The sequence below is a fragment of the Pseudomonas sp. VD-NE ins genome, assembly GCF_031882575.1.
GTDB classification, from domain to species: domain Bacteria; phylum Pseudomonadota; class Gammaproteobacteria; order Pseudomonadales; family Pseudomonadaceae; genus Aquipseudomonas; species Aquipseudomonas fluorescens_BZ.
This window is the reverse complement of the sequence record NZ_CP134772.1, coordinates 3932866-3958842: the sequence shown is the minus strand read 5'-3', so window position 1 is coordinate 3958842 and position 25977 is coordinate 3932866. Positions and strand designations below refer to the sequence as shown.

Annotated in this window: 28 protein-coding genes; 10 read left to right on the top strand and 18 right to left on the bottom strand. The window is 60.8% G+C overall.

Annotation, left to right across the window (positions count from 1 at the left end; all coding sequences use genetic code 11):
- Positions 1-111 precede the first annotated feature (111 nt).
- Positions 112-963: a CAP domain-containing protein gene (locus tag RMV17_RS17520; protein ID WP_311881435.1), complete on the bottom strand. Its 852-nt coding sequence runs from the start codon at positions 961-963 to the stop codon at positions 112-114.
- A gap of 199 nt (positions 964-1162) precedes the next feature.
- Between RMV17_RS17520 and RMV17_RS17515 the strand changes: the two genes are divergently transcribed.
- The gene (locus RMV17_RS17515; protein ID WP_034155563.1) at positions 1163-1783 is read left to right on the top strand and encodes a cell wall hydrolase; all 621 of its coding nucleotides are present in this window, start codon (positions 1163-1165) and stop codon (positions 1781-1783) included.
- Here the strand turns inward: RMV17_RS17515 and RMV17_RS17510 are convergent.
- Positions 1780-2667: a LysR family transcriptional regulator gene (locus tag RMV17_RS17510; RefSeq protein ID WP_311881434.1), complete on the bottom strand. Its 888-nt coding sequence runs from the start codon at positions 2665-2667 to the stop codon at positions 1780-1782. The two genes, RMV17_RS17515 and RMV17_RS17510, sit on opposite strands and share 4 nt — an antisense overlap.
- Before the next feature lie 103 nt (positions 2668-2770).
- Between RMV17_RS17510 and RMV17_RS17505 the strand changes: the two genes are divergently transcribed.
- Positions 2771-4168, top strand: a complete 1398-nt coding sequence (locus tag RMV17_RS17505; protein ID WP_311881433.1) for an MFS transporter — start codon at positions 2771-2773, stop codon at positions 4166-4168.
- Between the two features lie 102 nt (positions 4169-4270).
- On the opposite strand, the gene RMV17_RS17500 is transcribed toward RMV17_RS17505, so the two are convergent.
- The 4 genes from RMV17_RS17500 to RMV17_RS17485 all read right to left on the bottom strand — a co-directional run bounded on the left by RMV17_RS17500 (position 4271) and on the right by RMV17_RS17485 (position 7621).
- The gene (locus tag RMV17_RS17500; RefSeq protein ID WP_311881432.1) at positions 4271-5719 is read right to left on the bottom strand and encodes a heavy metal sensor histidine kinase; all 1449 of its coding nucleotides are present in this window, start codon (positions 5717-5719) and stop codon (positions 4271-4273) included.
- On the bottom strand, positions 5716-6387 hold the full coding sequence (locus tag RMV17_RS17495) for a heavy metal response regulator transcription factor (protein WP_034155567.1): 672 nt from the start codon (positions 6385-6387) through the stop codon (positions 5716-5718). The genes RMV17_RS17500 and RMV17_RS17495 overlap by 4 nt, the downstream gene beginning before the upstream one ends.
- 9 nt (positions 6388-6396) lie before the next feature.
- Positions 6397-6654 (bottom strand): DUF2790 domain-containing protein, encoded by a 258-nt coding sequence (locus RMV17_RS17490; protein ID WP_311881431.1) that lies wholly within the window; start codon positions 6652-6654, stop codon positions 6397-6399.
- A gap of 253 nt (positions 6655-6907) precedes the next feature.
- On the bottom strand, positions 6908-7621 hold the full coding sequence (locus RMV17_RS17485) for a murein L,D-transpeptidase catalytic domain family protein (RefSeq protein ID WP_108226792.1): 714 nt from the start codon (positions 7619-7621) through the stop codon (positions 6908-6910).
- Between the two features lie 151 nt (positions 7622-7772).
- Here RMV17_RS17485 and RMV17_RS17480 point away from each other — a divergent pair, with 151 nt between their 5' ends.
- Positions 7773-9389, top strand: coding sequence for a L,D-transpeptidase family protein (locus tag RMV17_RS17480; protein WP_311881430.1), 1617 nt, complete (start codon positions 7773-7775; stop codon positions 9387-9389).
- A 3-nt stretch (positions 9390-9392) separates the two neighbouring features.
- Here the strand turns inward: RMV17_RS17480 and RMV17_RS17475 are convergent, their stop codons facing one another.
- Positions 9393-9908 carry a DoxX family protein gene (locus RMV17_RS17475; RefSeq protein WP_311881428.1) on the bottom strand — a complete coding sequence of 172 codons (516 nt, stop codon included), beginning with the start codon at positions 9906-9908 and terminating at the stop codon, positions 9393-9395.
- 262 nt (positions 9909-10170) lie between these two features.
- On the opposite strand from RMV17_RS17475, the gene RMV17_RS17470 reads away from it, so the two are divergent.
- The 3 genes from RMV17_RS17470 to RMV17_RS17460 all read left to right on the top strand — a co-directional run bounded on the left by RMV17_RS17470 (position 10171) and on the right by RMV17_RS17460 (position 13369).
- Positions 10171-11055: a LysR substrate-binding domain-containing protein gene (locus RMV17_RS17470; RefSeq protein WP_311881427.1), complete on the top strand. Its 885-nt coding sequence runs from the start codon at positions 10171-10173 to the stop codon at positions 11053-11055.
- 104 nt (positions 11056-11159) lie between these two features.
- A complete protein-coding gene (aguA, locus tag RMV17_RS17465) occupies positions 11160-12269 on the top strand; it encodes an agmatine deiminase (RefSeq protein WP_311881426.1) in 1110 nt (369 codons plus the stop codon).
- 2 nt (positions 12270-12271) lie between these two features.
- The gene (locus RMV17_RS17460) at positions 12272-13369 is read left to right on the top strand and encodes an extracellular solute-binding protein (protein WP_311881425.1); all 1098 of its coding nucleotides are present in this window, start codon (positions 12272-12274) and stop codon (positions 13367-13369) included.
- A 439-nt stretch (positions 13370-13808) separates the two neighbouring features.
- Here RMV17_RS17460 and RMV17_RS17455 read toward each other — a convergent pair whose 3' ends face one another.
- From RMV17_RS17455 to RMV17_RS17445, 3 genes are read right to left on the bottom strand one after another with little or no spacing between them, the layout of a single operon-like run.
- Positions 13809-14438: a DNA-3-methyladenine glycosylase gene (locus RMV17_RS17455; RefSeq protein WP_311881424.1), complete on the bottom strand. Its 630-nt coding sequence runs from the start codon at positions 14436-14438 to the stop codon at positions 13809-13811.
- 1 nt (position 14439) lies between these two features.
- The gene (locus tag RMV17_RS17450) at positions 14440-15237 is read right to left on the bottom strand and encodes an isocitrate lyase/phosphoenolpyruvate mutase family protein (protein WP_311881423.1); all 798 of its coding nucleotides are present in this window, start codon (positions 15235-15237) and stop codon (positions 14440-14442) included.
- 32 nt (positions 15238-15269) lie between these two features.
- Positions 15270-16352 (bottom strand): bifunctional transcriptional activator/DNA repair enzyme AdaA, encoded by a 1083-nt coding sequence (locus RMV17_RS17445; protein ID WP_034155577.1) that lies wholly within the window; start codon positions 16350-16352, stop codon positions 15270-15272.
- A 210-nt stretch (positions 16353-16562) separates the two neighbouring features.
- Here RMV17_RS17445 and RMV17_RS17440 point away from each other — a divergent pair, with 210 nt between their 5' ends.
- A complete protein-coding gene (locus RMV17_RS17440; protein ID WP_108226785.1) occupies positions 16563-16976 on the top strand; it encodes a VOC family protein in 414 nt (137 codons plus the stop codon).
- Here RMV17_RS17440 and RMV17_RS17435 read toward each other — a convergent pair.
- Positions 16973-17593 carry a LysE family translocator gene (locus RMV17_RS17435; protein ID WP_108226784.1) on the bottom strand — a complete coding sequence of 207 codons (621 nt, stop codon included), beginning with the start codon at positions 17591-17593 and terminating at the stop codon, positions 16973-16975. The two genes, RMV17_RS17440 and RMV17_RS17435, sit on opposite strands and share 4 nt — an antisense overlap.
- A 275-nt stretch (positions 17594-17868) precedes the next feature.
- Here RMV17_RS17435 and RMV17_RS17430 point away from each other — a divergent pair, with 275 nt between their 5' ends.
- From RMV17_RS17430 to RMV17_RS17420, 3 genes are all read left to right on the top strand, one after another.
- The gene (locus RMV17_RS17430) at positions 17869-18483 is read left to right on the top strand and encodes a biliverdin-producing heme oxygenase (protein WP_311881422.1); all 615 of its coding nucleotides are present in this window, start codon (positions 17869-17871) and stop codon (positions 18481-18483) included.
- Complete coding sequence (locus RMV17_RS17425) at positions 18480-20717, top strand: ATP-binding protein (RefSeq protein WP_311881421.1); 2238 nt, start codon at positions 18480-18482, stop codon at positions 20715-20717. The genes RMV17_RS17430 and RMV17_RS17425 overlap by 4 nt, the downstream gene beginning before the upstream one ends.
- A gap of 225 nt (positions 20718-20942) precedes the next feature.
- Positions 20943-21530, top strand: coding sequence for a LysE family translocator (locus RMV17_RS17420; RefSeq protein ID WP_311881420.1), 588 nt, complete (start codon positions 20943-20945; stop codon positions 21528-21530).
- Positions 21531-21646: 116 nt separating this feature from the next.
- On the opposite strand, the gene RMV17_RS17415 is transcribed toward RMV17_RS17420, so the two are convergent.
- The 7 genes from RMV17_RS17415 to RMV17_RS17385 all read right to left on the bottom strand — a co-directional run bounded on the left by RMV17_RS17415 (position 21647) and on the right by RMV17_RS17385 (position 25812).
- The gene (locus RMV17_RS17415; protein ID WP_311881419.1) at positions 21647-21955 is read right to left on the bottom strand and encodes an antibiotic biosynthesis monooxygenase; all 309 of its coding nucleotides are present in this window, start codon (positions 21953-21955) and stop codon (positions 21647-21649) included.
- A gap of 21 nt (positions 21956-21976) precedes the next feature.
- Positions 21977-22960, bottom strand: coding sequence for a zinc-dependent alcohol dehydrogenase family protein (locus tag RMV17_RS17410; protein WP_311881418.1), 984 nt, complete (start codon positions 22958-22960; stop codon positions 21977-21979).
- 61 nt (positions 22961-23021) lie between these two features.
- Positions 23022-23324, bottom strand: coding sequence for an ArsR/SmtB family transcription factor (locus RMV17_RS17405; RefSeq protein ID WP_077572353.1), 303 nt, complete (start codon positions 23322-23324; stop codon positions 23022-23024).
- A 105-nt stretch (positions 23325-23429) separates the two neighbouring features.
- A complete protein-coding gene (locus tag RMV17_RS17400) occupies positions 23430-24263 on the bottom strand; it encodes an AraC family transcriptional regulator (RefSeq protein WP_311881416.1) in 834 nt (277 codons plus the stop codon).
- A gap of 35 nt (positions 24264-24298) precedes the next feature.
- Positions 24299-24802 (bottom strand): VOC family protein, encoded by a 504-nt coding sequence (locus RMV17_RS17395; protein WP_034155587.1) that lies wholly within the window; start codon positions 24800-24802, stop codon positions 24299-24301.
- Between the two features lie 92 nt (positions 24803-24894).
- Entirely contained in the window at positions 24895-25026 is a 132-nt protein-coding gene (locus RMV17_RS17390; RefSeq protein ID WP_311881415.1) for a hypothetical protein, read from the bottom strand.
- Between the two features lie 117 nt (positions 25027-25143).
- The gene (locus tag RMV17_RS17385) at positions 25144-25812 is read right to left on the bottom strand and encodes a class I SAM-dependent methyltransferase (RefSeq protein ID WP_311881414.1); all 669 of its coding nucleotides are present in this window, start codon (positions 25810-25812) and stop codon (positions 25144-25146) included.
- Between the last annotated feature and the right edge of the window lie 165 nt (positions 25813-25977).

The following is a 25977-nucleotide window of genomic DNA, read 5'->3' as shown; positions in this document are numbered from 1 at the left end:
AATGTAAGGGCCTCTTCGCGAGCAGGCTCGCTCCCACATTTGATCTCGGTTCGGCCGAAGATCTACTGATCAACTCAAGCCCCTGTGGGGGCGGTGTGTTTGAGATTGGGTTTACTGGGCGCCGAACATCGCGGTCCAGTAGATCCCGGCGCTGCTTTTCGGGTCGGTCGCGTAGGCGGCGCCGAGTTCCTGGTATTGCGGGTTCATCAGGTTGGCGCAGTGGCCGGGACTGGCGAGCCAGCCTTCGACGACTTTGTGCACGGTGTCTTGCCCGGCGGCGATGTTTTCGCCGACCTGTTGGCCGCTGTAACCGGCCAGTTCCGCGCGATCACCGGGGGTGCGGCCGTCGCGGTCCTTGTGATCCAGGTAATTGTTGTTGGCCATGTCGCGGCTGTGATCCTGAGAGATCGTGCCCAGTGTCGCGTTCCAGGCCAGCGGTGCGGCAGCGGCGAAAGCCTGACCGCCACACTGACGCGCCTGACTGCGGGCGACGTTGAGTTCGCTGAGCAATTTCTGCCCCTCACTTTGCGCATCACCGAGCTTGGCCGACAGCAGCGGCCGCGCCAATACGATGCGCCAGTCACGGTCGTCGCGGCTGACACCGACATCGACGAACTGCGGATCGAGCACCACCTGGCAGAAACTTTCCTGAATCGCTTTCATCGCCGACGCCGCATCACGCGGGCCGTTGAGCGTGATCGCCTGCACATTGACCATCGGGTAACTGGCGCTGGCCATGGCTTGCTGCAGATCGACAGCACCGGTGGCGCGTAATCTCAGCCGTGGATCCGCCGACAGCGGTGGCAGTTCATTCGACGCCTGACTGCCGCAACGCTGCGGCTGGCTGCGATAACTGTTGATCGACTCGATCAATTGCGACTCATCGCCGGCCAGCGCCGGGATGGCCAACATAACGCCCACGGACAACGCGGCAAGACGCAAAACAGATGGCATGAAGCGCATGGAAATCTCCCTTGAGCTGAATGCGCCCATGATGCGCGAAAGGCCCCCGGTGAGTGCAATGTCTTTTTTCTTCATTCAGCCGTTTTTCTGCGCAACTTTGCCTCTGGGTTTGCCGTCTACACTCACCGAAGACCCCGCAAACCGGGTGTCTCCCCGACGTAACACCTTGCCCGCATCGGGCGCTGCCGGAAGAACAGACATGGGATTGAAAGGCTGGGCGGGTTGTCTCGTATTCACCCTGTTGGCAGGCTCTGCATGGGCCACCGATCAGGCTCCGATCAAAGCGAAGGCTGAAGAAAAAGCCCAAGTGCTGGAAGAAAAAGCGGCGGACAAAGTCAGCGCTGCACCGGCGCCCAAAGCCGAAGCCATCACCCCGACCGAAGTGCAAGCGGTCGACCCGGCCGGCGCGGCGCCGCTGGACGATCCGATTACCTGTCTGGCGCGCAGTATCTATTGGGAAGCCAAAGGCAAAGACACGCCGGAAATGGAAGCGGTGGCCAGTGTGGTGATGAATCGCCTCGGCCACGAAGGCTTCCCCGACACGGTGTGCGCTGTCGTCAAACAAGGCTCGGAAACCAAGAGCTGCCAGTTTTCCTGGTGGTGCGACGGGCGTCCGGATCAGGTCAAGGAAGATGCCGAATACACGCTGGCCAAGGATATCGCCCGCAAAGCGCTGAATCGCCAGCTCAAGGATCGCACCAACGGCGCGCTGTATTTCCATGACCGCAACGTGCATCCGAGCTGGGCCAAGGAATACCGCAAGACCGCCGAGACGAAAAAATTTCTCTTCTACAAACCTGCCGGCGGCGACGCGCGTTAAGCGCAGACCTGCCGCACACACTCGCGCAACCAGCGATGCGCCGGGTCGGCATCCATGCGCGGGTGCCAGAGCATCGACACGCTGATGTCCGGCATCGCGAAGGGCAGGGCGAAACTGTGCAGGCCCGTGCGCAGTTTGCTGGTGTGACGTTGTGGGACAGTGGCGATCAGGTCGGATTCGCGTACCAGCGTCAGGGCTGCCGAGAATCCGCCGAATGAGGTGACGATATCCCGCGTCAGGCCGAGCGTGAGTAGCGCTTCGTCGACCGGCCCACTGCTGCGCCCGCGTCGTGAGATCAGAATGTGCTCGCCGCCGGCAAAGCGCTTGCTGGTGATTTTTCCCGTGCTCAAGGGATGCCCCTCACGCACTACACCGATCCATTGATCCTGAAACAGGATGCGGCTGTGCAGCGTCGGGTCGGTGCTGTCGTCGACCACGCCGGTTTCCAGATCGACACGACCCTCGCGCAGCGGCGTGCTGTCCTTGTCGGCTTTCTGCACAAACCGCAGGCGCACGTCGGGCGCCTCTTCGGCGATACGCGCGAGCAGGGCGGCGGCGAAGGTTTCAACAAAGCCGTCGGTGTTGCGCAGGGTAAAGGTGCGTTGCAAGCGGCGCGGGTCGAGCACTTCGGCAGGACGCAAAACCGCCTCGGCTTCCTGCACCAGATGACTGACCCGTTCGCGCAACTCGAGTGCGCGCGGCGTTGGCACCAGGCCTCGACCCGCGCGCACCAGCAACGGATCGCCAGTGGTTTCGCGCAGACGGGCGAGGGCGCGGCTCATGGCCGAAGGGCTCAGTTGCAGGCATTTGGCGGCACGGGCGACGCTGCCTTCGCGCAGCAAGACGTCGAGGGTGATCAGCAGGTTCAGGTCCGGCGCAGTCATGACATGGCGTTCCATGCAGGTATTGAGTGCAAAGCATGCGTCTTGCGCCGTGTGTTGTCGAGGCTCAGGCTATGCCCGATCACCTTTGCACTGCGAGCCCGCCATGCCCCAAGAACCCCTGAGCACTCCCGCCCGTTGGGCGCTGACCAGTCTGGCCTTGTCGATGTTGATGCCGTCGCTGGACACCAGCATCGCCAACGCCGGGTTGCCAATTCTGGCGACGGCGTTCGAGGCGACGTTTCAACAGGTGCAATGGATCGTGCTTGCTTACCTGCTGGCGATCACTACTTTGATCGTCAGCGTCGGGCGTCTGGGCGATGGCTTCGGTCGGCGTCGATTGCTGTTGATCGGGATTGGCATTTTCACCAGCGCTTCGTTGGCCTGCGCACTGGCGCCGGGACTGGGTTGGCTGATTGGCGCACGGGCGGTGCAAGGTGTTGGCGCGGCGATCATGTTCGCCTTGACGGTGGCGCTGGTGTCAGAAGCGGTGCCCAAATCGCGGGCGGGCAGTGCGATGGGCTTGCTGGCGACGATGTCGGCGACGGGCACCAGTCTTGGGCCGTCACTGGGCGGGCTGTTGATGACGCATGTCGGCTGGCAGGCGATTTTTCTGCTCAACGTGCCGTTGGGTTTGCTCAATATTTGGCTGGTGTACCGATTTTTGCCAGCGGATCGGGCCGCAGGGCCGCGTGTCGCGTTCGATTATTCTGGCAGTGCGGTGCTGGTGTTGACGCTGGCGGCCTATGCGCTGGCAATGACGCTTGAAGGTTTCACGTGGCCGTTGCTGCTGGCCAGCCTGTGCGGCGCAGGATTGTTCATCGTGGTCGAGATGAAGGCCAAGTCGCCGCTGATTCGTTTGTCGCTGTTTAGCGACGCGCGACTGAGCAGCAGCCTGACGCTTACGTTGCTGGTGACAACGGTGATGATGACCACGCTGGTGGTCGGACCGTTTTACCTGAGCCGTGGGTTAGGCCTCAACAGCGCCGTGGTCGGCTTGGCATTATCGGTCGGGCCGTTGTTGTCTGCGTTTGGCGGTGTACCGGCGGGGCGTCTGGTGGATCGCTTCGGCGCGCGGCGGATCGTGCCGGGCGCGTTGCTCGCAATGGCCTGCGGTTGTGGCTTGTTGGCACTGTTGCCGATGAGTCTAGGGTTGCCCGCCTATTTGCTGCCGATTGCAGTGGTCGCCGTCGGCTATGCGCTGTTTCAGGCGGCGAACAACACCGGGTTGATGGCCGGAGTTCGTCAGGATCAACGCGGTGTGGTCTCGGCGATGCTCGGGCTGGCGCGCAACCTCGGCTTGATCACCGGGGCAGCGGTGATGGGCGCGGTGTTTGCGCTGGCAGCGGGGGATCCGACGCAGGCGCCGGCTACGGCGATTGCCAGCGGCTTGCACATTACTTTCGGCGTCGCCTCAGCACTGATGCTGACAGCCCTGATCATCAGCCGAGCCGAGATCAAACTGTTGGAGCGACAGCGCGCCGATTCGACCTGCTCGCGGTAGCTGCGGGTCAGGGAAAGTTGATGTTGATCAAGCTGACCTCATCGCTGGCAAGCCAGCTCCCACAGGGTTTTGGGTTGGCCGGAGATCTGGATTCAGCGCCAATCATTGTGGGAGCTGGCTTGCCAGCGATGACGGCGGAAAAGTCGATGAAGGTGATTGCCGGGCGGGGAAGAACAGTTCGAAGCAGGTGATGCCATTCGCGCTGCTGGCGCTGTAGCGGCCCTGATGCAACTGCATGATGGTCGCCACGATCGACAGGCCCAGGCCATTGGATTGCGCCGAGCGCTCGCGTGACTGATCGACGCGGTAAAAACGTTCGAACAGTCGTGCCAAATGTTCAGGGGCAATGGTTGCGCCATGGTTGCGCACTCGCAGGTAACTGCCGTCAGGCTCGGCAATCGCTTCCACCTGCAGCGTCGAATCCGCCGCGCCGTACTTGATCGCATTGGCGCACAGGTTGGCCAATGCCCGCCGCAACAACATCGGTTCGGCCCAGATCACACCGCTGCCGCGTGCCTCGATGCACACCCCGACATCCGCTGCCAGCCCTTCAAAATAATCGGCAATGCGCTGCATTTCATCTGCAGCGTCCAGCTCCTGCCGCTGGCTCAGGGCACTGGCCGGATCGGTGCGGGCCAGAAACAGCATGTTGTCGAGCATTCGCGTCAACCGTTCCAGCTCTTCGACGTTGGAGGCGAGCAATTGCTGATAGGCCTCGATGCTGCGGTTCTGTTGCAGTGCGACCTGGGTTTCGCCGAGCAGATTGTTGATCGGCGTGCGCAACTCGTGGGCCATGTCGGTGGACACCTGGCTCAACTGCGCAAAGCCCTTGGCGAGGCGATCAAGCATGGCATTGAACGCCTCGATCATCGGCTGCAGTTCTCGCGGGGAACCGTGACTGTCGAGACGTTCGCCAAGGTTGCCGACACCAATGCCATGAGCGTGTTTCGCCAGTCGCCGCAACGGCAGCAAGCCGCGATACACCAACAGACAGCCGACCACCGCCAGCAGCAGCGCCGCCAATGAGGCGAGGCCATAAACACTCAAACGGTAATTGGCGAGCATCGCCGTGCGCTCGCTCATCAGGCGCCCGGTGGTGACTTGCAGATTGCCCAGTTCGCCGGAATCGATGCTTGCCGCCACCGCCGAAAACGGCACGCCGTCGACGCTTGGCAGGTGCTGCACGTCTTTTAGCGTCATCGCCTGGTCGATGGGCACCGCCGGCAACGTCGGCGGCTTCAGATTGCCCGGGTTGACCACCAGCAACGGCGGTTGCCCCGGCGCGCCAATGGTCAGCAGCGCTTCGCGGTTGCCGAGCATGTTCTGGAACAGCGCCGGTTTGTTCTTGATCAACTCCAGGGTGTTGCTGTCGTTGAGGAAGGTGCGCAGTTGATCGACACGGCTGACCAGCGAGATGTCGTCGCGGCGAATCAGTTGTTCTTCAAGTTCGCCATACAGCGCTGCACCGAGACCGGCCAGTGAAGCGAAGGCGAGCAGGGCGAAGACCAGCGCCAGGCGCAAGGTCAGCGAATACGGCCGAGGGCTGCTCATGGCTGCGTATCGAAGCGATAGCCGATGCCACGCACGCTGTGGATCAGCTTGAGCTGGAACGGATCATCGATTTTCGCCCGCAAGCGGCGCACGGCGACGTCGACGACGTTGGTGTCGCTGTCGAAATTCATGTCCCAGACCCGCGAGGCGATCAGCGAACGCGCCAGCACTTGTCCGGTATGGCTGGCGAACAATTGCAACAACGCGAACTCCTTGTTGGTCAGGGTGATGCGCACCCCGGCGCGGCTTACGCGGCGCTTGAGCACGTCGATCTGCAGGTCGGCGACTTGCAGTTGTTCGTCTTCATGAATCGGCCCGCGTCGGGTCAGGGTACGCAGGCGCGCCACCAGTTCGGCGAAGGAAAACGGCTTGATCAGGTAATCATCGGCGCCCAGTTCGAGGCCTTTGACGCGGTCGGCGATGTCATCGCGGGCGGTGAGGAACAGCACCGGCGTGTCGGCTTCCTTGCGCAGCCGGCGCAGGACTTCCCAGCCATCCATTTTCGGCATCATCACATCGAGCACGATCACATCGAAGTCGTGTTCCAGCGCCAGGTGCAAGCCGTCAGCGCCATCGCGAGCGAGGCTGACGCTGTAACCCAGTTCCTGCAAACCGTTGAGCAGGTAATTGCCGGCCTTGGGTTCGTCTTCGACAACCAGAATATTCATCGATCAGTCTCAATGGTCATTGATGCAGCCGCTGCCTTGTACGTCATAGTTCAGCACATGCTCGCGGCCCTGATGGTCGAGGTAATTCAATTGCGCCGGGACCACGCCACACGCTTGTGAAATATCGGTGCTGGACAGGACTTTGTCGACATCCAGATTGACGTAGAAACCGGATTTGTCATGAATCACGGCGCTGTCGGGCATGTTTGCGGCGAACACGCTGCCGGTGGCGAGGAGGGCGGTGAGGGCGAGCAGGAGGGTTTTCATGGTCAGTCACTCAGTGGTCAAGTTGATCGGCATTGGCGCCGGGACAACTTCAGGCTACCGAGCGATCCGCACGGCAAACCGACAGCTGAATGACAAAGTTGTAATGAAACGGTGTGTGAAGATTTTCCAGACTCAACTCAAATCCTTGTGGGAGCTGGCTTGCCAGCGATGAGGCCGGCACAGTCAAAATTTCATTGACTGATCCACCGCTATCGCTGGCAAGCCAGCTCCCACAGGGTTACAGGTTGTGCCGTCAGCTCGCGTGGGTATTGAGGATGCTCGCCACTTGCTGCGGCTGGCAGTTGAGGTACGGCGAAGACTTCAGCCAGCGTTGATCCGGGTACCAGGAAAACATGAACTGGCCATTCTTCAACCGGTCGATCACCTGCTTGGCAATCTGCGGCCGAACCGCCGGGCAACCCTGGCTGCGGCCGATGCGCCCCTGTTTCTTGCTCCACAACGGATTCACATAACTGGCGGCGTGAATGACGATGGCGCGATCGCGGGCCATGTCGTTGAAGCCCGGCTCCAGACCGTCCATGCGCAGCGAATAACCGTGGGTGCCTTCGTAGCTTTCCTGCGTACGGAACAGGCCGAGGCTGGATTGATAACTACCTTCGACATTGGAAAACTGCGTAGCGAAGTTTTCCCCAGAATTGGAGCCGTGGGCGACCAGATCGCGCAGCACCAGTTTCTTTTTGCCGAGATCGAAGATCCACAGGCGGCGTTCGGTGGACGGTTGCGAATAGTCGATGATCGCCAGGTGGCGGGACGGTTTCGCACCGTTGTTGACCGCGCATTGCATGGCGTTCAACGCACCTTTCAGCGCTTGGGGATTGAGTTCTGGCGCGGCGTGCGCGAGGCTGGTGAAGAGAACCGGCGATGGTTTGCCGGCGGCAAAAACGGGACTGGACACCACGACCAGCGTCGCGGTGGTCAACAGAAGTCGGCGCAAAAACGTCAACATTTTATAAAGTGTCCTCACTTGCTACATATTCGGCACTTTGGCTCCTGACTCCCAGTCAATACCCGCAAGCCCGCAGATCGAGCCTGACTGTTCAGCGCACCTGATGTAAGGTTGGCCATCATCTAGACGGCCATGGATTGGAGTAAAGCAGTTGTTCAAAAAGTACGCATGCTACTTGAGCATTTGTTTGCTCGCTGCGCCGTTTGTCGCTTGTGCCGATGAGCCGTTGCCGCCGCTGGAGACATTGCCAACGCCACCGGCCGAAATGCCGGTCGAGCCGCAAAGTCCGTTGCAGGCTGTAATGATCAGTCTGGCGCAGTCGTGCCCGGCGATTGCTGCGCATCTCAACGGCCCGGCGCTGACGCAGTTGCAGGCTTTCTACGCGCAGCAGGACTGGATGCCGGTGTGGGCCAGTGAATCGGCACGATTGCCGGCCTTGCACGCACAATTGCAGCTGTTGGCAGACGATGGCCTTAATCCAAAACGCTATCCGATCGCGACCACCGTGCCGCAGGATGGCGAGTTGTGCGCCGACATCGACATCAGCCGCAACTACCTTCAGGCCCTGCAGGATTTGCACTACGGTCGCCTGCTGCAATCGCACTTTGAGCCGCTGTGGCATGCCGACGACGCCCCGCGTGACCGTCAGGCGGAATTGTTGGCCATCGCTGTTCCGGGCATGCACGACATTCCTGCCGCGTTCGATCTGGCCCGTCCGCGTCTGGCGCAATATCAGGACCTGCGTCAGCTTTATGCGGCGCAACGGCTCAAAGCCTTGCCGCAATGGCAGTCAGTGGGCAGCGGGCCGCTGTTGCGCCCGGCGATGGAAGACAAACGTGTCCCGGAACTGGCTCAGCGGCTGTACAGCGAAGGCTATCTGACACAGATCATCGGTACGTCCGGCAATGCGTATGACGGCGTGCTGGTCGACGCCGTGAAGAGCTTTCAGGCCAACCATTCGCTGCAGGCTGACGGTGTGGTCGGACCGGGAACGATTGCCGAACTCAACATCAGTCCGCTGACCCGTCGCGAACAGTTGCGGGTCAACCTCGAACGTTTCCGCTGGATGGCTCAGGACATGGAGCCCAGTGGCTTGCTGGTCAACGTCGCCGCCGCTGAACTGACGCTGTATCAGGGCGGTGTGGCGGTGTGGCAGACGCGTACTCAGGTGGGCCGCGCCGAACGCCAGACGCCGCTGCTGAAATCCCGGGTGACGCGGCTGACTCTGAACCCGACCTGGACCGTGCCGCCGACCATCTGGAAAGAAGACAAACTGCCGGAAATCCGCAAGGACCAGACCTTCCTCAGCCGGCAGAATCTGCAAGTGCTCGACGCCAACGGTCAGCCGCTGGCGGCGGCGGACATCGATTGGGACAACCCCGGCAACATAATGCTGCGTCAGGACGCCGGGCCGCGTAATCCGTTGGGGCAAATGGTCATCCGCTTCCCCAATCCGTTCTCGGTGTACCTGCACGACACGCCGAGCAAGGCGCTGTTCGAAAAAGGCCCGCGCGCCTTCAGTTCCGGTTGTGTGCGGGTCGAGCATCCGATGCAACTGCGTGATCTGCTCCTGACTCCGGCAGAAAAGGCCCGCACCGAAACCTTGCTGGCCACCGGCACCACCCACGAATTTCGCCTGTCGGCGCCGGTGCCGATCCTGATGACCTACTGGACGGCGCAGGTCGACAGCAGCGGCCGCGTGCGTTACTCGCCGGACATCTACAGCCGTGACAGCGCCTTGCTCGCCGGGCTTGACCGCGCGCATTGAGCTTCAGCGGGTGCTTCGGTTCCAGAACACCCGCGCCAGCCACGCATCAATACTCAACTTGCCCGCCCCGGCGAACACCAGTGGCAGCAGCGCCGCCAGGTAAATTGCCGGCAACTTGAAGTTGCCGAAGCCTTTGTTAGTGATCGCATACCCCTGCGCCAGCTCGCTCAACGACGACCAGTCAGCGGGCCAGTGCACGGCGGCGGTGGCAACAACGGTAACCACTATCAGCGAAATCGCTGAGATGCGCGTGCCGAACCCCACCAGAATCGCTAGCGCACAGATCAGTTCGGCCCACATCGACAGTTCCCAGTTCAGTGTTGCCGGCAGGTGATCGAACGGGAAGGGGAATTTGTCCTGGATGTCTTCGAACCAATTCTGCCCGTTGAATTTCTCCAGCCCGGATTCGAAGAATTCCCAGGCGATGAACAGGCGCAGGGTCAGAGGGGCAAGCCAGGTGCCGGCGCGGTCGAGGTTCAGGTGCAGGGTTTTGACGGCGCTTGAAAGGGTTGTGGTCATGGTGCAGCTCCGGTGAGTTGAGTGAAATTGACCGGGGCATTTCAGCGTCGGGGTGTATCGGGGATGTGTCGGCGGGGTGGGGGATTGTGCTTTTGGTGTGTCTGCGGCTTCGGGGTATACAGTGCGATACAGTCAAAGGCCCCTCATCGGAACGCCGCCCGCCTAACCCTCTCCCTCTGGGAGAGGGCTGGGGTGAGGGCAACGGGGCTGGACGCACACCCAAAGCCCAGTCAGCATGACCAAAAAAACGGACCACCCCCCCATGCGACGACTCCCCTCACTGGCCGCCCTGCGCACCTTCGAATGCGCCGCCCGCCACGCGCATTTCGGCCGTGCAGCCGCCGAACTGTGCGTCACCGACAGCGCCGTCAGCCATCAAATCCGTCAACTCGAAGAACAACTCGGCGTCTCGCTGTTCATCCGCGAAGGTCGACAAATCCGCCCGACCATCGCCGCCGGCCGCTTGATGCAAAGCCTGCAACAAGCCTTCGAACTGATCGGCGATGCCTGCGATGAACTGCGCGATCCATCCTCGCTGGCTGTGCTCAGACTGGCCGTCACCGCCGAACTCGCGCAAAAGTGGCTGATGAGCCGCCTCACCGATTTCTATGCGCGTTACCCGCACATCACCCTGCACCTCTACGAACAACCGATCGATGCCACGGCGCCCGGCGAAGACATCGACCTGGCGATCACCTACGGCACCGGCCCGGTGGACAGCAGTGCTTACTTCGTTCGGCCTCTGCCAGCCTTGCAGTTCTTCCCGGTGTGCAGCCCCGGCCTGTTTAACCAAGGCACTTTGAAAAGCCCGAAGGATCTGGCTCGCCACTGCCTGCTGCACGACGATCAGGACGGCAAGACCTGGACCGCTTGGCTGACCAGCCACGCCGGCGATCTACGCCCGCAGCGCCAGTTGTATTTCGCCCACGCCGGGTTGGCGCTGGAAGCGGCGGCGCAAGGGCAGGGTGTAGCCATGGGCGACAACCTCACCGCGCAGGAAGATCTGCAAAGTGGCCGGCTGGTGCGGCCCTTTGCCTCCAGCATGACCGCGCTCGGCCAATACGCGCTGGTCTGTGAGCGGCTCCGGCTGGAGCGTCCGGCGGTGGCGCAGATGCTCGAATGGTTCAACGATCAACTGGCCGATTGATGAGTTGAATTCAACTGTTCCGCAATAATCATCGTTGGCGAGCGCGTGGCTTGCGCCCTTAGCCTGTGGTCATTCCATTCCTATCGCGAAGACGAGGTTTGACCATGGCACGTTTGCTCGACTCCACCCCCAAACACGACGGCTTCCGTCTGCCCGGAGAATTCGAAGCGAAGTCCGGCTGCTGGCTCGGCTGGCCGGAGCGCACCGATGTCTGGCGCAACGGTGCCAAGCCTGCGCAGAAAGTCTGGGTGCAAATCGTCACCGCCATCTCCCACAGCGAGCCGGTCACTGTGTGCGCCTCTGCCGCGCAGTTCGCCACGGCACGTCGGCAGTTGCCGCCACAAGTGCGCGTGGTCGAGATGACCTGCAATGACACTTGGTTTCGCGACAGCGGCCCGTGCTTTGTGGTCAACGACCAGAGCGGTGAAGTGCGCGGCGTCGACTTCGAATTCAACGCCTATGGCGGCCTCGACGGTGGTCTCTATTACCCGTGGGACAAGGACGATCAGATCGCCAGCAAAATCCTCGAGATCGAGCGTTTCGACCGCTACCGCGCACCATTGATTGCCGAGCTGGGCGGCATCCAGAGCGATGGCCAGGGCAGCATCCTCACCACCGAACAATGCCTGCTCAACCGCAATCGCAACCAGCATCTGGGCAAGCACGAAGTCACCCGACGCCTGACCGATTACCTCGGTGCCGAGCAAGTGATCTGGCTGCCACGCGGCTGCAAGTTCGACGAAACCGATGGCCATGTCGATGATCTCGCCTGTTTCGTCCGTCCCGGCGAAGTGGTGCTGCAATGGACCGATAACCGCGACGATCCGCAGTGGGAAATCTACCAGGAGGCCTACGACATCCTGCGCAGCACCCGCGACAGCCGTGGTCGTGAGCTGATCGTGCACAAATTGCCGCAACCGGATGTGCTCGAGTGGACCGCCGAAGAAGCCGAAGGCCTCGATCAGCTAGACAGCACTCACACCCGTCAGGCCGGCACGAAAATCTGCGCGTCGTACATCAACTACTACGCCGGCAACAGCTCGATCGTGGTGCCGCTGTTTGGTGATCGCAACGATCAAGTGGCGTTGGCGACGCTGGCCGAACTGTTCCCGCAGCACAAGATCGTCGGCATCGAAAACTCCCGGGAAATCCTCCTTGGTGGCGGCAACGTCGCGTGCATCACCATGCCGCAATACGCCGGCAAAGGAGTGTAATCATGGGCCTGCACAAACTGACTCAAGCGTTATTGCTGGTGCTTGCACCCTTGTGTGTGCAGGCTGCCGATACGGCGAAACCGGTGGTTAATCTGTATATCTGGGGCGAGTACCTGGCGTCGGATACGCTGAAGAATTTCGAGGCGCAGACCGGTATTCATGTGGTCGCCGATCACTTCGATTCGCTGGAAACCGTCGAGACCAAATTGCTCACCGGGCGCAGCGGATACGACCTCGTGTTGACCGCCGGGCAGCATCTGTCGCGGGCCATCGAAAGCGGCGCGATCCAGCCGCTGGACAAGACCCGGGTGCCGCACTTTGCCGGGGTTGGCGAGGAGTTTCGCCAGCACATGGCGGTGTTCGATCCGGGCAATCGCTATGCGGGGATTTACGCCTGGGGCACCACCGGTGTGGGCTATCAGGAACAGGCGATCAAGCAGCGTTTGCCCGATGCACCGACGGACAGTTGGGCGATGTTGTTCGATCCGGCAGTGGTTTCGAAATTCGCTGACTGCGGGGTGAGTCTGCTCAACGATCCCAACGAGGTATTTGCCGCTGTCATGAAGTACATGGGGCTGGACATCAACCGGCAGAACCTCGATGACTTGAAACTCGCCGAGCAGCAACTGGCGAAGATCCGGCCGTACATTCGTTACTTCGATAACGACCTGAACATCAGCGACCTGGCCAACGGCAACACCTGCGTGGCGATGTCGTGGAATGGCAATGTGGCGATCGCGGCGGGGCAGGCTGAGGCGGCGAAGAAACCGTTCACGCTGAGTTACCGGATTCCGAAGGAGGGCACGTTGATCTGGTTCGATGCCATGGTCGTGCCCAAGGATGCGCCGCATCCCCAGGCGGGGTTGGCGTTGATGGATTATTTGATGATGCCGGAGGTGATTGCGCCTATTACTGACACCATTCATTACGCCAATGCGATTACGGCTGCGGATGGCTTGGTCGATGCAGCGATTCGCGATGATCCGGGGACGTATCCTTCGGCCGACGTCAGGGCCACGCTGTACAGCAAAAATGATAATGGCAAGGCGTTCAATCGGGCGCTGATGCGGGCGTTTAGCCGGTTGAAGTCCGGGCTGTGAAAAGCTGACCCTCACCCCAGCCCTCTCCCTTCGGGAGAGGGGGCCGACCGAGGTGTCTTGCGTTAAACATCGACCTGAAAAACCGAGTCGATTATGGATCTAAGTCTTGGCGATCATGGATTCAAAGCCGCTATGCCAAGTCGGCGTAAACCCCCAATCTCCCCCAATCAGTCCCTTCTATCTCTGGGCGGTCCGACGTTTCGGGAGGGCTAGGGCGATTATGGAATTGAGAAGTCTTGGCGATCATGGATTCACAGGCGCTATTTCAAGTCGGCGTAAATCTCCAATCTCCCCCAATCAGTCCTCTCTCCCTCTGGGAGAGGGTTAGGGCGATTATGGAATTGAGAAGTCTTGGCGATCATGGATTCAAAGACGCTATTTCAAGTCGGCGTAAATCTCCAATCTACCCCAATCAGTTCCCTCTCCCACTGGGAGAGGGCTAGGGTGAGGGCAACGGTTTAGGCACCCGCCACAAATACCACGCCGCCACCGTCCGATACGGACTCCACGCCACCCCAATCTCAACCATCTGCCTGCGCGTAGGCTGCACCTCCAACCCCTTCAACCGCCGATAACCCTCACGCACACCAAAGTCATCCGCCGGCAAAACATCCATGCGCTCCAGGCTGTAAATCAGCAACATCTCCACCGTCCAGCGACCGACCCCGCGCAAGCTGACAAGGCGTTCGATCAATGCCTCATCGTCCATCGCCAACGCCGTGGCGTAATTCGGCACCACGCCATCCAGCGTCGCCTGGGCAATCCCCTGGATCGTCGCAATCTTGCCCGCGGAAAACCCGCAACTGCGCATGCGCTCGAAACCCGTCGCAAGAATCTGCTCCGGTCGAGGAAACGACTGCCCAGGAAACAACCCCACCAAGCGCCCGACAATCGCATCGCCGGCCTTGGCATGCAGCTGCTGATAAGCAATCGCCCGCACCAGCGATTCATACGGATCACGCGCCGGATGCGGTTGATGCAGGCACGGACCCACCGTTGCGACATGGCGCTGCCAATCGGGATCGAGCGCGGCCAGAAACGCGCTGGCCGCTTGATAGGCATCAGGCATGTTATTTCAGCAAGCCGTTGACTTCGCCATAGGTGAAGGCCTTGAGGTCATGGGTGTCGAGTTTGCCGCTGGCCAGAAAGCTTTTCACCAGCCCACCCATCGCGCCATAGAGGAATTCGGCAATGCCGGAACCCGCGCTCAAGCGGCGCACGCCCAGCGCTTGCAGTTCTTCAGGCGAAGGCAGGCAAGCGAAACCCAAGACATTGACCGGCAGCGCAGTGCCCTTGCAGATCGCCTCGATTTCATAGGCCGACGTAACGCCCGCCGCGAACAAACCATCAGCGCCGGCCGCTTGATACAGCGCCGCCCTATGCAGGGTTTCGGCAACGCGGTCTTCGGCCGGCACCAGGCTTTTCAGATAGACATCAGTGCGCGCATTGATGAACAGCTGCACCTCGCGCTTGTTGGCCACCTGACGTGCGATTTCGATCTTGCGCACCAGCAACTCCGGATCCGCAGAACCGTCCTCGATATTGATCCCCACGGCACCCGCCGCGATCACCGCATCCAGCACTTCGGCCACGCGCCCGAGGTCGTCGGAATAGCCGGCCTCGACATCCACGGTCAATGGAATGCTGATCACCCGGGCGATCGATTCCACGGTCGACACCAGACGTTCAAGGGGCAGGGTATTGCCGTCCGGGTAACCGTGAGCCCAGGCGACCGCCGCGCTGCTGGTGGCAGCCGCTTTACCGCCCAGATGCTCGACCAGTCGCGCGCCGGTGGCGTCGGCGACGTTGGTCAGAATCAACAGGCCTTGCTGGTGCAACTGGTGAAACTGCGTAGCGAGCGCGTTCATCAAAAATCCTTCTTGTCAGTTGATTCGATTCGTCAGAATGCCAGTGCCTGGGTGAGCTGCACGGCGGCGTTTTCCAGCCTCAGCAGAAACGCTTTGCGCGGCTGCCCACCACCATAGCCGGTCAACGAGCCATCCGCGCCGATCACCCGATGACAGGGCACCACAATCGACAGTCGATTGTGCCCGTTGGCCAGGCCGACTGCGCGACTGGCACCGGGTTTGCCCAAACCGGCGGCGATCGCGCCGTAGGTGCTGGTGTGGCCATAAGGGATTTGCAGCAGCGCCGACCAGACCTGCCGGGCGAACTCGCTGCCGGGCAGATGTAGAGGCACGGTAAAGGCATTCAGTTGGCCGGCGAAATACTGCGCCAGTTGCTGCTCGATCTGCTGCAAATGCGCGTTGTGCCCAGGCGCAACCGCGTAGCCATAGCGGTTTTGCAGTTCTTCGACTTCGCGGGTCAGCGCCGGGCGATCGAGAAACTCCAGCAACACCAGTCCACGGCGTTCGGCCATGGCGATCATCGGCCCCAGTGGTGTGGTCAGCCGGGTGAACAGCAGCGGCTCGCTGTGTTCGGCGCGGCCCGGGGTGATGTGAAAGGACTTCTGGAACGCATCCCGAAAGCCGCTGAGCGATTCGTAGCCTGAATCAAACGCAGCATGATCAATCGAGGTGCCTTGCTTGATCCCGCCCAGCGCCATGCCCAGCCGGCGCGTGCGCAGCCACGCATGAAAGGTCATGCCGAAATGCTGCTTGAACCAGCGCCGCAGCTTCAGCGGCTCGATGCCTTCGGCGAGCAGCTGCGCATCGCTCCAGCGCATCTCTGGATCGGCTTCCACGGCTTTGAGCAGGCGTTGCACCCAGTCCGGGGCAATGGCGGCGGCGTCCAGCGGTTTGCAGCGCAGGCAGGCGCGATAGCCCGCTGACAGGCAGTCATCGGCATGGGCGAAGAACTCGACGTTTTCCGGTTTCGGCTTGCGCGCCGTGCAACTGGGGCGGCAGAAGATCCCGGTGGTTTTCACGGCCGTGAAGAACACGCCTTCATAAGCAGTGTCGCGTTCGAGCATGGCGCGAACCATTTCGGCGTGGGGCGGCAGGACAGCGGTTTGTATGTTCATGGTCCGAGAGTAAAACCAGATTCTCGATGGCTCCACCGAAAAATCGACAGTGAATTTTCAAATCCCCTGAACTACCTTGTAGGAGCTGCCGCAGGCTGCGATCTTGATCGTTCCCACGCTCTGCGTGGGAATGCAGCCCGGGACGCTCCGCGTCCCAAAATCCCAGATCGCCGCTATCGGCAGCTCCTACCGTTTGTTGAGGTGTGCCCGATGCATCCGTTTTCCATCCAACATATCGATCACATCGTCCTGCGCGTCGCCGATCTGCAACGCAGCATCGACTTCTACGGCCAGGTGTTCGGCGCCGAAGTGGTCAAGCGCAATGAACCGCTGGGCCTGATCCACCTGCGCGCCGGCACTTCGATGATCGACCTCGTCGACCTGCAAGGCGAACTCGGCCGCAAGGGCGGCGGGGCGGCCGGCAGCGAGCGGCGTAACGTCGATCACTTCTGCCTGCGCATCGAACCGTTCGATGAAGCGGCGCTGATTGCACATCTGCAAACGTTCGGCCTGAACGTGGCAAAGGCCGAGTCACGCTTCGGCGCCGAGGGCAAAGGGCCGTCGCTGTACTGCTTCGATCCGGACGGCAATCAGGTCGAACTCAAAGGCCCGTCGGAGGCTTAAGCACGTTTCGCCATCAGCAGCACCGAGGCCGCCGCCGACAGCAGGCCTGCGCAGCAACGATTGAAGATCCGCTTGCCACGCGGCTCGGCGAACCAGCGGCGCATATGCAGGCCCATCCAGGCGTAGGCGCTGATGGCGATCCATTCCAGCAGCAGAAATAGCACGCCCAGCACCGCAAATTGCGCCGGCACCGGGCGCGCCGGGTCGACGAACTGCGGCAGAAACGCGGTGAACAGCAGGATCGCCTTCGGATTACCCGCCGCTACCAGAAATTCCTGTCGCGCCAACGCGAAGAAGCCAACGCTCGCGCCTGTTGCTTGCTGCTCGGCCTCGGGATTGGCCCGCCACAACTGCCAGGCCAGGTACAACAGATACGCCGCGCCAATGATCTTGATCGCATGGAACAGCCATTCCGAGGTCTGCAACACCACCGACAGCCCGGCTCCAGCCAGCGCGATCATTCCGGCAAACGCGAGAATTCGCCCGATACCCGCCGTGCAGGCGCGGCGAAAGCCATAGCGCGTAGCATTGCTGACCGACAGCAGGTTGTTCGGCCCGGGGGCCATGTTCAGGGCGAAGCAGGCCGGGAGAAACAGAATGAGCGTGGCGAGATCCATGACGGCACTCCAGAAACCAGAGCGATATTTTTATCACAGCCCCCAGGCGTCCAGACCCATACAGTCACGCAGTGCTGTCGCGGTACAGCGCCCGGCGCTGTTGGGCAACGCGGTCGAACTTTTTGCAGATGCCTTTACTCTGAATGAATCAGAGGGTGATGGAATCGGCAGAAAAAACTTTCCATCCGGTCAGAAACCGCGATAGCCGTGTAAGATTTCGCCGACGTTGCACTCACCCCGTTTGGCCCCAGGCGGCCCCACCAAGAGCGATCTACATGCAAGCAAAGGCCCGTGAAGTTTATGTGCCACCGGTGCTGCAAGATCTGCGAGCCGGCACTGCCGAACTGCACATCGCGCTGGAAAAACGCCTTCCTTTTTTCTCCGATACCCTCGATACCCAGGCTTTTGTGCGGTTGATGCAGGCTTATTACGGCTTCTATCTGCCGCTGGAAAACGCCTTGCTCCGCAGCGACGCGATTCCCGCTGATTTTGATCTGACTCCTCGTCTGAAGGCGCCAACCTTGTGCACTGATCTGCACGCGCTGGGCGTATTCGCCGCAGCGCTGCAAGGCCTGCCGCAGTGCCAGCAGTTGCCGATCATCGACTCAAGCGCTGCCTGCCTTGGCGTGCTCTACGTGCTCGAGGGCGCGACGCTCGGCGGGCAGATCCTGCGCCGCGAAATTTCCTCACGATTAGGCTTGGAAGCCGATAACGGCGCAGCTTTTCTCGATATCTACGGCGCCGCTACGGGCCGGCGTTGGCGTGACTTCCTCGAATACCTGAGCAGTCGCCCGATGAGCGCCGACGAGCGCGCGACTGTGGTCGCGGCAGCCCAAACCACATTCAGCTGTTTCGAGCGCTGGCTCGAAAGCCGGGAGGTACTGGCATGAACCCGCAAGACAAAGAAGCCTTTGAAGAGCTGCTGGCCAACTGTGCCGACGAGCCGATCCGTTTCCCCGGGGCGATCCAGCCCCACGGTTTGCTGCTGACCCTGAGTGAGCCTGCATTGGCGATCATTCAGGTCAGCGCCAACGTCGAAACCCTGCTGGCCCGCGCGCCGCAAAGCCTGATCGGCCAGCCACTGCAAAGTCTGATCGGCGACGCCGAAGCGGCACAAGTGCGCGAAGCCTTGCTTCAACCGTCGCTGTCCGACTTGCAGCCGCTGCGCTTCAGGCTCAACGGCACCGCGTTCGAGGGCTTGCTGCATCGCCATCAAGGTGTGCTGATTCTGGAGCTGGAAATCCACGTCGAGAATTTCCAGCCGCGCAATGTTGCCGGCAACCAGACCCATCTGGGGCGCATGCTCCAGCGTCTGCAAGCGGCCACCACCTTGCAGGCGCTGTACGACATCAGCGTCAAGGAAATCCAGGCCATGACCGGTTACGACCGGGTGCTGATCTATCGTTTCGAGGAGGAGGGCCACGGTCAGGTCATCGCCGAGGCCTCCGACCCGTCGATGGAAGTGTTCAATGGCCTGTTCTTCCCGGCGTCGGACATTCCCGAACAGGCGCGCGAGTTGTATCGCACCAATTGGCTGCGCATCATCCCCAATGCCGACTACCAACCGGTGCCGCTGCTGCCCAAGTTGCGTCCGGACACGAACACGCCGCTGGACCTGAGTTTCGCCACGCTGCGCAGCGTGTCGCCGATCCATTGTCAGTACATGAAGAACATGGGCGTGTTGTCGTCGATGAGCATTTCCCTGCTCAAGGGCGACAAACTCTGGGGCTTGATCAGTTGCGGCAATCGCCAGCCGTTGCACGTGCCGCACGAATTGCGCGCGGCGTGTCAGACCATCGGCCAAGTGCTGTCGCTGCAGATCAGCGCCATGGAAGCACTGGAGATCAGCCGTCAGCGTGAAGAGAAAGTCGAAGCGTTGGCGTTGCTCAATCAAGCGATGATCGACTCGCCGCAGAATGTCTTTGATGGTCTGGCCAATCAGCCGCAAACGCTGATGGCGCTGACCAATGCCGGTGGCATCGCGATCATCGAAGACAAACAATTGCATCGCTACGGCAACTGCCCGGAACCGGAAGAGATCCGCGCCTTGCACAAGTGGTTGCAGGAAAGTGGTGAGGCGGTGTTTGCCAGTCATCATTTGGCCAGCGTCTATCCGCCGGCCGCGCAGTATCAGCAGGTGGCCAGCGGCGTGCTTGCCATGAGCCTGCCGAAACCGGTGGACAACGGCGTGTTCTGGTTCCGTCCGGAGGTCAAGGAAAACATCAATTGGAGCGGCGATCCGCGCAAGCCGCTGGACCTGGAAAACTCCGACGCCGGCCTGCGCTTGCGCCCGCGCACCTCGTTCGAAATCTGGAAAGTCGAGATGGCCGGGATCTCCACCAAGTGGAGCCACGGTGATCTGTTCGCCGCCAACGATCTGCGCCGTTCGGCGCTGGAAAACGATCTGGCCCGCCAGGTGCGCCGCGAGCAGGAAGCGGTGCGCGCCCGCGATGAGCTGGTGGCGGTGGTCTCCCACGATCTGCGCAATCCGATGACGGTGATCTCGATGCTTTGCGGCATGATGCAGAAGGCCTTCAGCTCCGACGGCCCGCACACTTCGCGGCGCATTTCCACGGCGATCGACACCATGCAACAAGCCGCCGGACGCATGAACACGCTGCTGGAGGATTTGCTCGATACCTCGAAAATCGATGCCGGGCGCTACTCCATCACCCCGCAGAAACTCGACGTCGGGCAGATGTTCGAGGAAGCACAGGCGTTGCTCGCGCCGCTGGCGCTGGACAAGGACATCAGCATCTCCTTCGCGGCCGATCCTGATTTGCGCATTCATGCTGACCCGGAGCGGCTGTTTCAGGTGCTGTCGAATCTGGTCGGTAACGCGATCAAGTTCACCCCACGCCTAGGCACGGTGGGCGTGCAGGCCACGTCGGTCGGCGCTGACATCGTCTTCACCGTGCGTGACAGCGGCGAAGGCATTCCCAAAGAGCATTTGCCGCATGTGTTCGACCGATACTGGACGGTGAAAGAGGGCAACCCGACCGGCACCGGTCTCGGTTTGTATATCACTCAAGGCATCGTCGAAGCCCACGGCGGGCGGATCTTCGCCGAGAGCGAGCCGGGGCGGGGCAGCGAGTTCCGCTTCACCGTGCCGCGCCTGGACTGAGCGTTGATTTTCATGTGGGAGCGAGCCTGCTCCGGGCGGCGTTCCGACGAATGGGATTGTTCTGTCAATGCAGCATTGAATGATCCACCGCTTTCGTCGGAACGCTGCCCGGAGCAGGCTCGCTCCCACAGGGGATTTGTGTCGTCAGGGGCATTTTCTTCAATACCGGGGATCAGGCGCTCGATACCGTGAGCACCTTGTTCCCCGATTTGAAGCAGGTGTGCGATGAGTCTGATTGTTTCCATGGCGGCGTTTGCGCTGGCGGCGTCCATCACGCCGGGGCCGGTGAACATTGTGGCGTTGAGTTCCGGGGCGCAGTTCGGCTTTCGTGCCAGTCAACGGCATGTCGCCGGGGCCACGTTGGGGTTTGTGTTGCTGCTGGTGCTGATGGGGTTGGGTCTGCACGAGGTGCTGAAACTCTGGCCATTCATGACCCGCGTGGTGCAACTGGCCGGTGTGGCGTTTTTGTTGTTCATGGCGTGGAAGCTGGCCATGGATGATGGACAGTTGAACGCCAAGGATTCCGGGCGGGCGCCATCGATGCTGTATGGCGCGGTGATGCAGTGGCTTAACCCGAAAGCCTGGCTGGCGTGTGTCGCGGGCATGGGCGCGTTTGTCGCCGATGGCGAGGCGCGGCTGGTGTGGCAGTTTGCGGCGGTGTATCTGGTGATCTGTTATTTGTCGGTTGGCTGCTGGGCGTATGCGGGGACGTTTTTGCGCGGGTATTTGAGCAATGCGGCGGGGATGCGCTGGTTCAATCGGAGCATGGCGGGACTATTGGCATTGAGTGCAATTTACCTGCTGTTCACTTGACCCTGTGGGAGCGAGCCTGCTCGCGAATGCTGTGTGTCAGTCACTGGATATGCCGGCTGAACCACCGCTTTCGCGAGCAGGCTCGCTCCCACATTGATCGGCGTCACTGCCAGAGACTAGTTGAACGGCTGCGCAAAATCGCCCCCCTCAATGTGCCAGACCTTCGGCTCGTCCGAAAAATATTCCTCCAGCCCCAGCATGAACAACCGATGGTCCTCACTCGCTTCAAACCCCGGCGTGTGATCCTCAAGGGATTGCCAGCGCACGATTAGATTGAACACCTCCGGCGTTTCGATTCCTGGCGCGAGCAGGTGGCCGCCGTAACCCTTTGCCCGCTCCAGCAAAGGCTCGACCTCGGCAAACGCACGCCGAAACGCTGCGGTTTGGGCTTTGTGAACAGGCAGTAAAGCGATCTCATAAATCATGGTGTTCTCCTTGCACTGAGTTCAGCGATTGGCGAGTTCGGACGACGGCACGACAGCAATCGCGATTTTGCCTTGCACGCCGTTGTTGGGTGTCTCCAGCCGGGCATGGGCGAGGCCGATGTCGGCCAGCGCATAGACCGCGCCAACGTGTGGCCGTAACTGACCGTTGGCGATCAATGTGTTCAGCTCGTCGAGCTTGCCGCGGTTCTGCCGGGTGAAAACGAAGTGATAACTGGCGTTCTTGCCCCAGGCCTGAATCAGGTTTTGTGGTTGGGCAAGGTCGACAATCGACACCACGCGGCCCAGTTGTGCGAGGGCGTCGGGGCTGCGTGCCAAGGTGTTGCCGCCGATAGTGTCGAAGACGACGTCGACGCCGCGGCCATCGGTTTCCCGCAGGATCGCGTCGACGTAATCTTCCTTTTCGTAGTCGATCAGCACATCGGCGCCCATCTGCCTGGCGAACTCGAAATTGCCTTCACGCACGGTGGTGAACACCTTCGCGCCGATGGCTTTGGCCAGTTGAATTGCGACATGACCGACGCCACCCGCGCCGCCGTGAATCAGAATGCTTTCACCGACTCTGAGCGCCGCCCGCACGACCAGCGCTTCCCACGCCGTGCCGCCAACCAGACTCAGGCTGGCTGCTTCAAGGTGACTCAGCGCGGGCGGCTTCTTGCCGACAATGCTTTCGGTTGCCACGTGATACTCGGCATAACTGCCGGGGCCGTCGAATATTTGCGGGGTGTACCAGACTTCGTCACCCGGTGCGAACGCCTTCACCCCGGGCCCGACCGCTTCGACAACGCCAGAGACGTCGTGACCGGTGATGGCGGGGAGGGGCACCAGATCGGCATAGTCGCCACGGCGAACCTGATAATCCAGTGGATTGATGGAGGTGGCGTGAACCCGTACCAGCACTTCTCCCGCGTGTGGCACTGGCTTGGGCACGTCGCACAGTTCGAACGATTGCGCGCCGCCAAATGATGTAAGGATCATCGCTTTCATTGCATTGCCTCGTTTCGGTAAAAAGGGATATCGGGAATTCTCGATATAGCGGGGTAAAAAATTACAGCTCGCTGCCGATGATCTCGGCCAGCGCGCTGATCGCTGCTTCGTTGCGTTTGTAGTAAGTCCACTGGCCGATGCGCCTGACTTCGACCAGGCCGGCGCGTTGCAGCGTCGCCAGATAATCGGACACCGTCGACTGCGACAGCCCGACGCCTTCCTGAATACTGCTGACGCAAACGCCCACGGTGTGCACGTCACCTTCATCCTGGGGAGGAAAATGTTTCTCGGGATCCTTCAAGCCTTTGAGGATTTCCAGGCGTGTGCGGTTCGAGAGGGCTTTGAAGATTTCGAGTAGTTCCATGCCGCGACGATATCGGAATTTACCGATATGTCAATATCTGAATGTGATGGCCAGCGATTGATCGTTCCCACGCAGAGCGTGGGAACGATCAATCGGGGCAAGCCATCAGCCGCGATATTGGCCGGGTGTCACCGCCAGATGCTGCTTGAACGCGCGCTGAAAATGCGCCTGATCGGCAAACCCGGCTTCCAGCGCGACATCGGCAATCAACTCACCGCTGCGCAAGCGCTCGCGGGCGAACTGGATGCGCTGGTTGACCACAAAGGCGTGGGGCGTCATGCCGTAATGCTGTTTGAAGGCGCGGATCAGGTAGGACGGTGAAAGCTGTGCCGCAGCGCAGATGTCGTCGAGGTTCAGCACCTCGGTACAGTGCTCGCGGATGAAGTCGGCAGCGCGTTCCAGTTTGAAATTCGGCTCGCGCAGAGAGGGGCCGGAGGGGTTCAAACGCAGTTGCAGATCGCTGAAAAACTCCACCGCAGCGCTTTGCTTGCGCAGCACATCCTGTTGCGGGTCGACCAACGTTTGATATAGCCCGTTCAGTTCGTTGAACAGCGCAGCATCATCGAGGTGAGTCGTGGAAAAACGGCGAAACTCAAGATCACTGGCAAAGCCCAACTGATGCTGCAAATCCGTCAGCCATGGCGTCTCGACGTACAACATCACGTACGACCACGGTTGATCATCAATCGGATTGCACGCGTGCACATCGCCGGGATTCATCAGCACCACCGTGCCTGCCGCGACTTCGAACTGAGCTTGCTCATGCACGTAAGTACTGCGCCCGGCGGTGATCGCGCCGATGGAAAAATGCGCGTGGGAATGCCGGGCGTAGCAGACCTCGCGGCCATCGGCGATGGCCCGCGCTTCAATAAAGGGCAGGGCCGCGTCGCGCCAGAAACGCGGGGCTTTTTCAGGATGCTTGGCGGCAGCGTTTTTCATCGTTGTTATTCCCGGCAGGCCAGGGCGCCAGTGTATTAGCTCTGGCCGGCAAAGGCCCGTTCGAGTTCGGCAATGTCGAGTTTTTTCATCTGGAACATGGCCTGCATCGCGCGCTGCGATTTGCTGGTGTCGGCATCCAGCATCATGTGCATGAACGCCACCGGCACGATCTGCCACGACACGCCGAATTTGTCCTTGAGCCAGCCGCATTGCTGGGCTTCGACGGGGCCACCCTCGGACAGGTTGCCCCAGAAATGGTCGACTTCTTCCTGATTCTGGCAATTGACCTGAAACGAAATCGCCTCACTGAACTTGAACATCGGCCCACCGTTGAGCCCGGTGAAGGTCTGGCCATCGAGTTCGAAGCTGACGGTCATCACCGCACCTTCCGGCTTACCGTGAAATTCCTGGCCGACCTTGCTGTAGTGGGTCAGGCCGGTGATTTTCGAGTGATCGAAGATCGAACAGTAGAACTTCGCGGCCGCTTCGGCCTGATCGTCGAACCACAGGCAGGGTGTGAGTTTTTGAAAGCGTTGCATGGCAGTCATCCTCGGCAGGTTAGACACGCTGGATTCAGCGTAGTCAGTCCTTGGTCGATTGCAGGTGCCGTAGATCGACAAGTTGCGGTGCGTCAGAAATCCCAGCGCGCGCTCACTTGCAGGCTGCGCGGTTCGCCGTAGAAACCGGTGCCGAAGTTGCCGAGCCCGGTGTAGCAGGTCTTGTCGAACAGCTTCCTTGCCTGCAAGCGATGGCGGTCTGACATTCGACATTGATGTCGCCAGACATATCGCTATCGCCAGCAGGCTGGCTCCCACAGGGTTCTGTGGTGGTCACAAATTCCGGGCCCCCCCCAAACCACTGTGTGCGGTTTTTTCAGGATTCAGCGGCGTTCAGCAATCATCAGCAATGACTGCGGCAGCGGACTTTGCGGGTGTTGTGGTTCTTGCAAGCCAAGCAATTGAAACCCGGCCATATCGAGTGCATTCAGCCAACTCGACAACGTGCGGAAATACCACGGCATCGGCTGCCACTGGCCTTTGAACCCGGCGAAGGATTCTTCGCGCCAGCCATCCTGATAGTCACCCGCCGCGACAGCCCACGGATGCAAGGTCTGGATGAGCAGAGCACCACCGGGCACCAGCAGCGCATTCATCGCGGCCAGCAGCGGAATAATGTCCTGATGCAGCAATGAGAAATTGGCGCAGATCAGCTCATAGTCGCGACCGAGGTCGACCTTGCCATCGACCAGTGCTTCATAGCTCGCGACATGTAGCTGCGTCGCCCCCGCCAGACGCGCCGCTTCAACCAGCCGCGCATCGCCATCCACACCGACGGCGTCAATCCCGCGATCCGCCAGCGCTCGCAACAACCAGCCCTCACCACAACCCAGATCAAGCACGCGCTGCGGCTGACGGCCCATGATCGCCAGCACAATCGCCTGATCGGTAACCTGCTGACGGCTTTCGATGGCACCGCTGCGGATCACCTCGATCCAGGCGTCAGCGTTGTCGTGCCAGCTCTGCAAAAGGGTGGATTCGGGGGAGGGCATGACAATTTCCCGATTATTGAAAAACCACAGTATGGACGCTGATCGCACGTGCGCCGCCAGGGCGTGTAGATCAGCGCATCCACCAACACCGAACACCGACGAATGCTCACGCCGATAACCTCAGCAATCAAAAGGGGCGGCAGTTCAAAAAGCTGACCCCGCTAT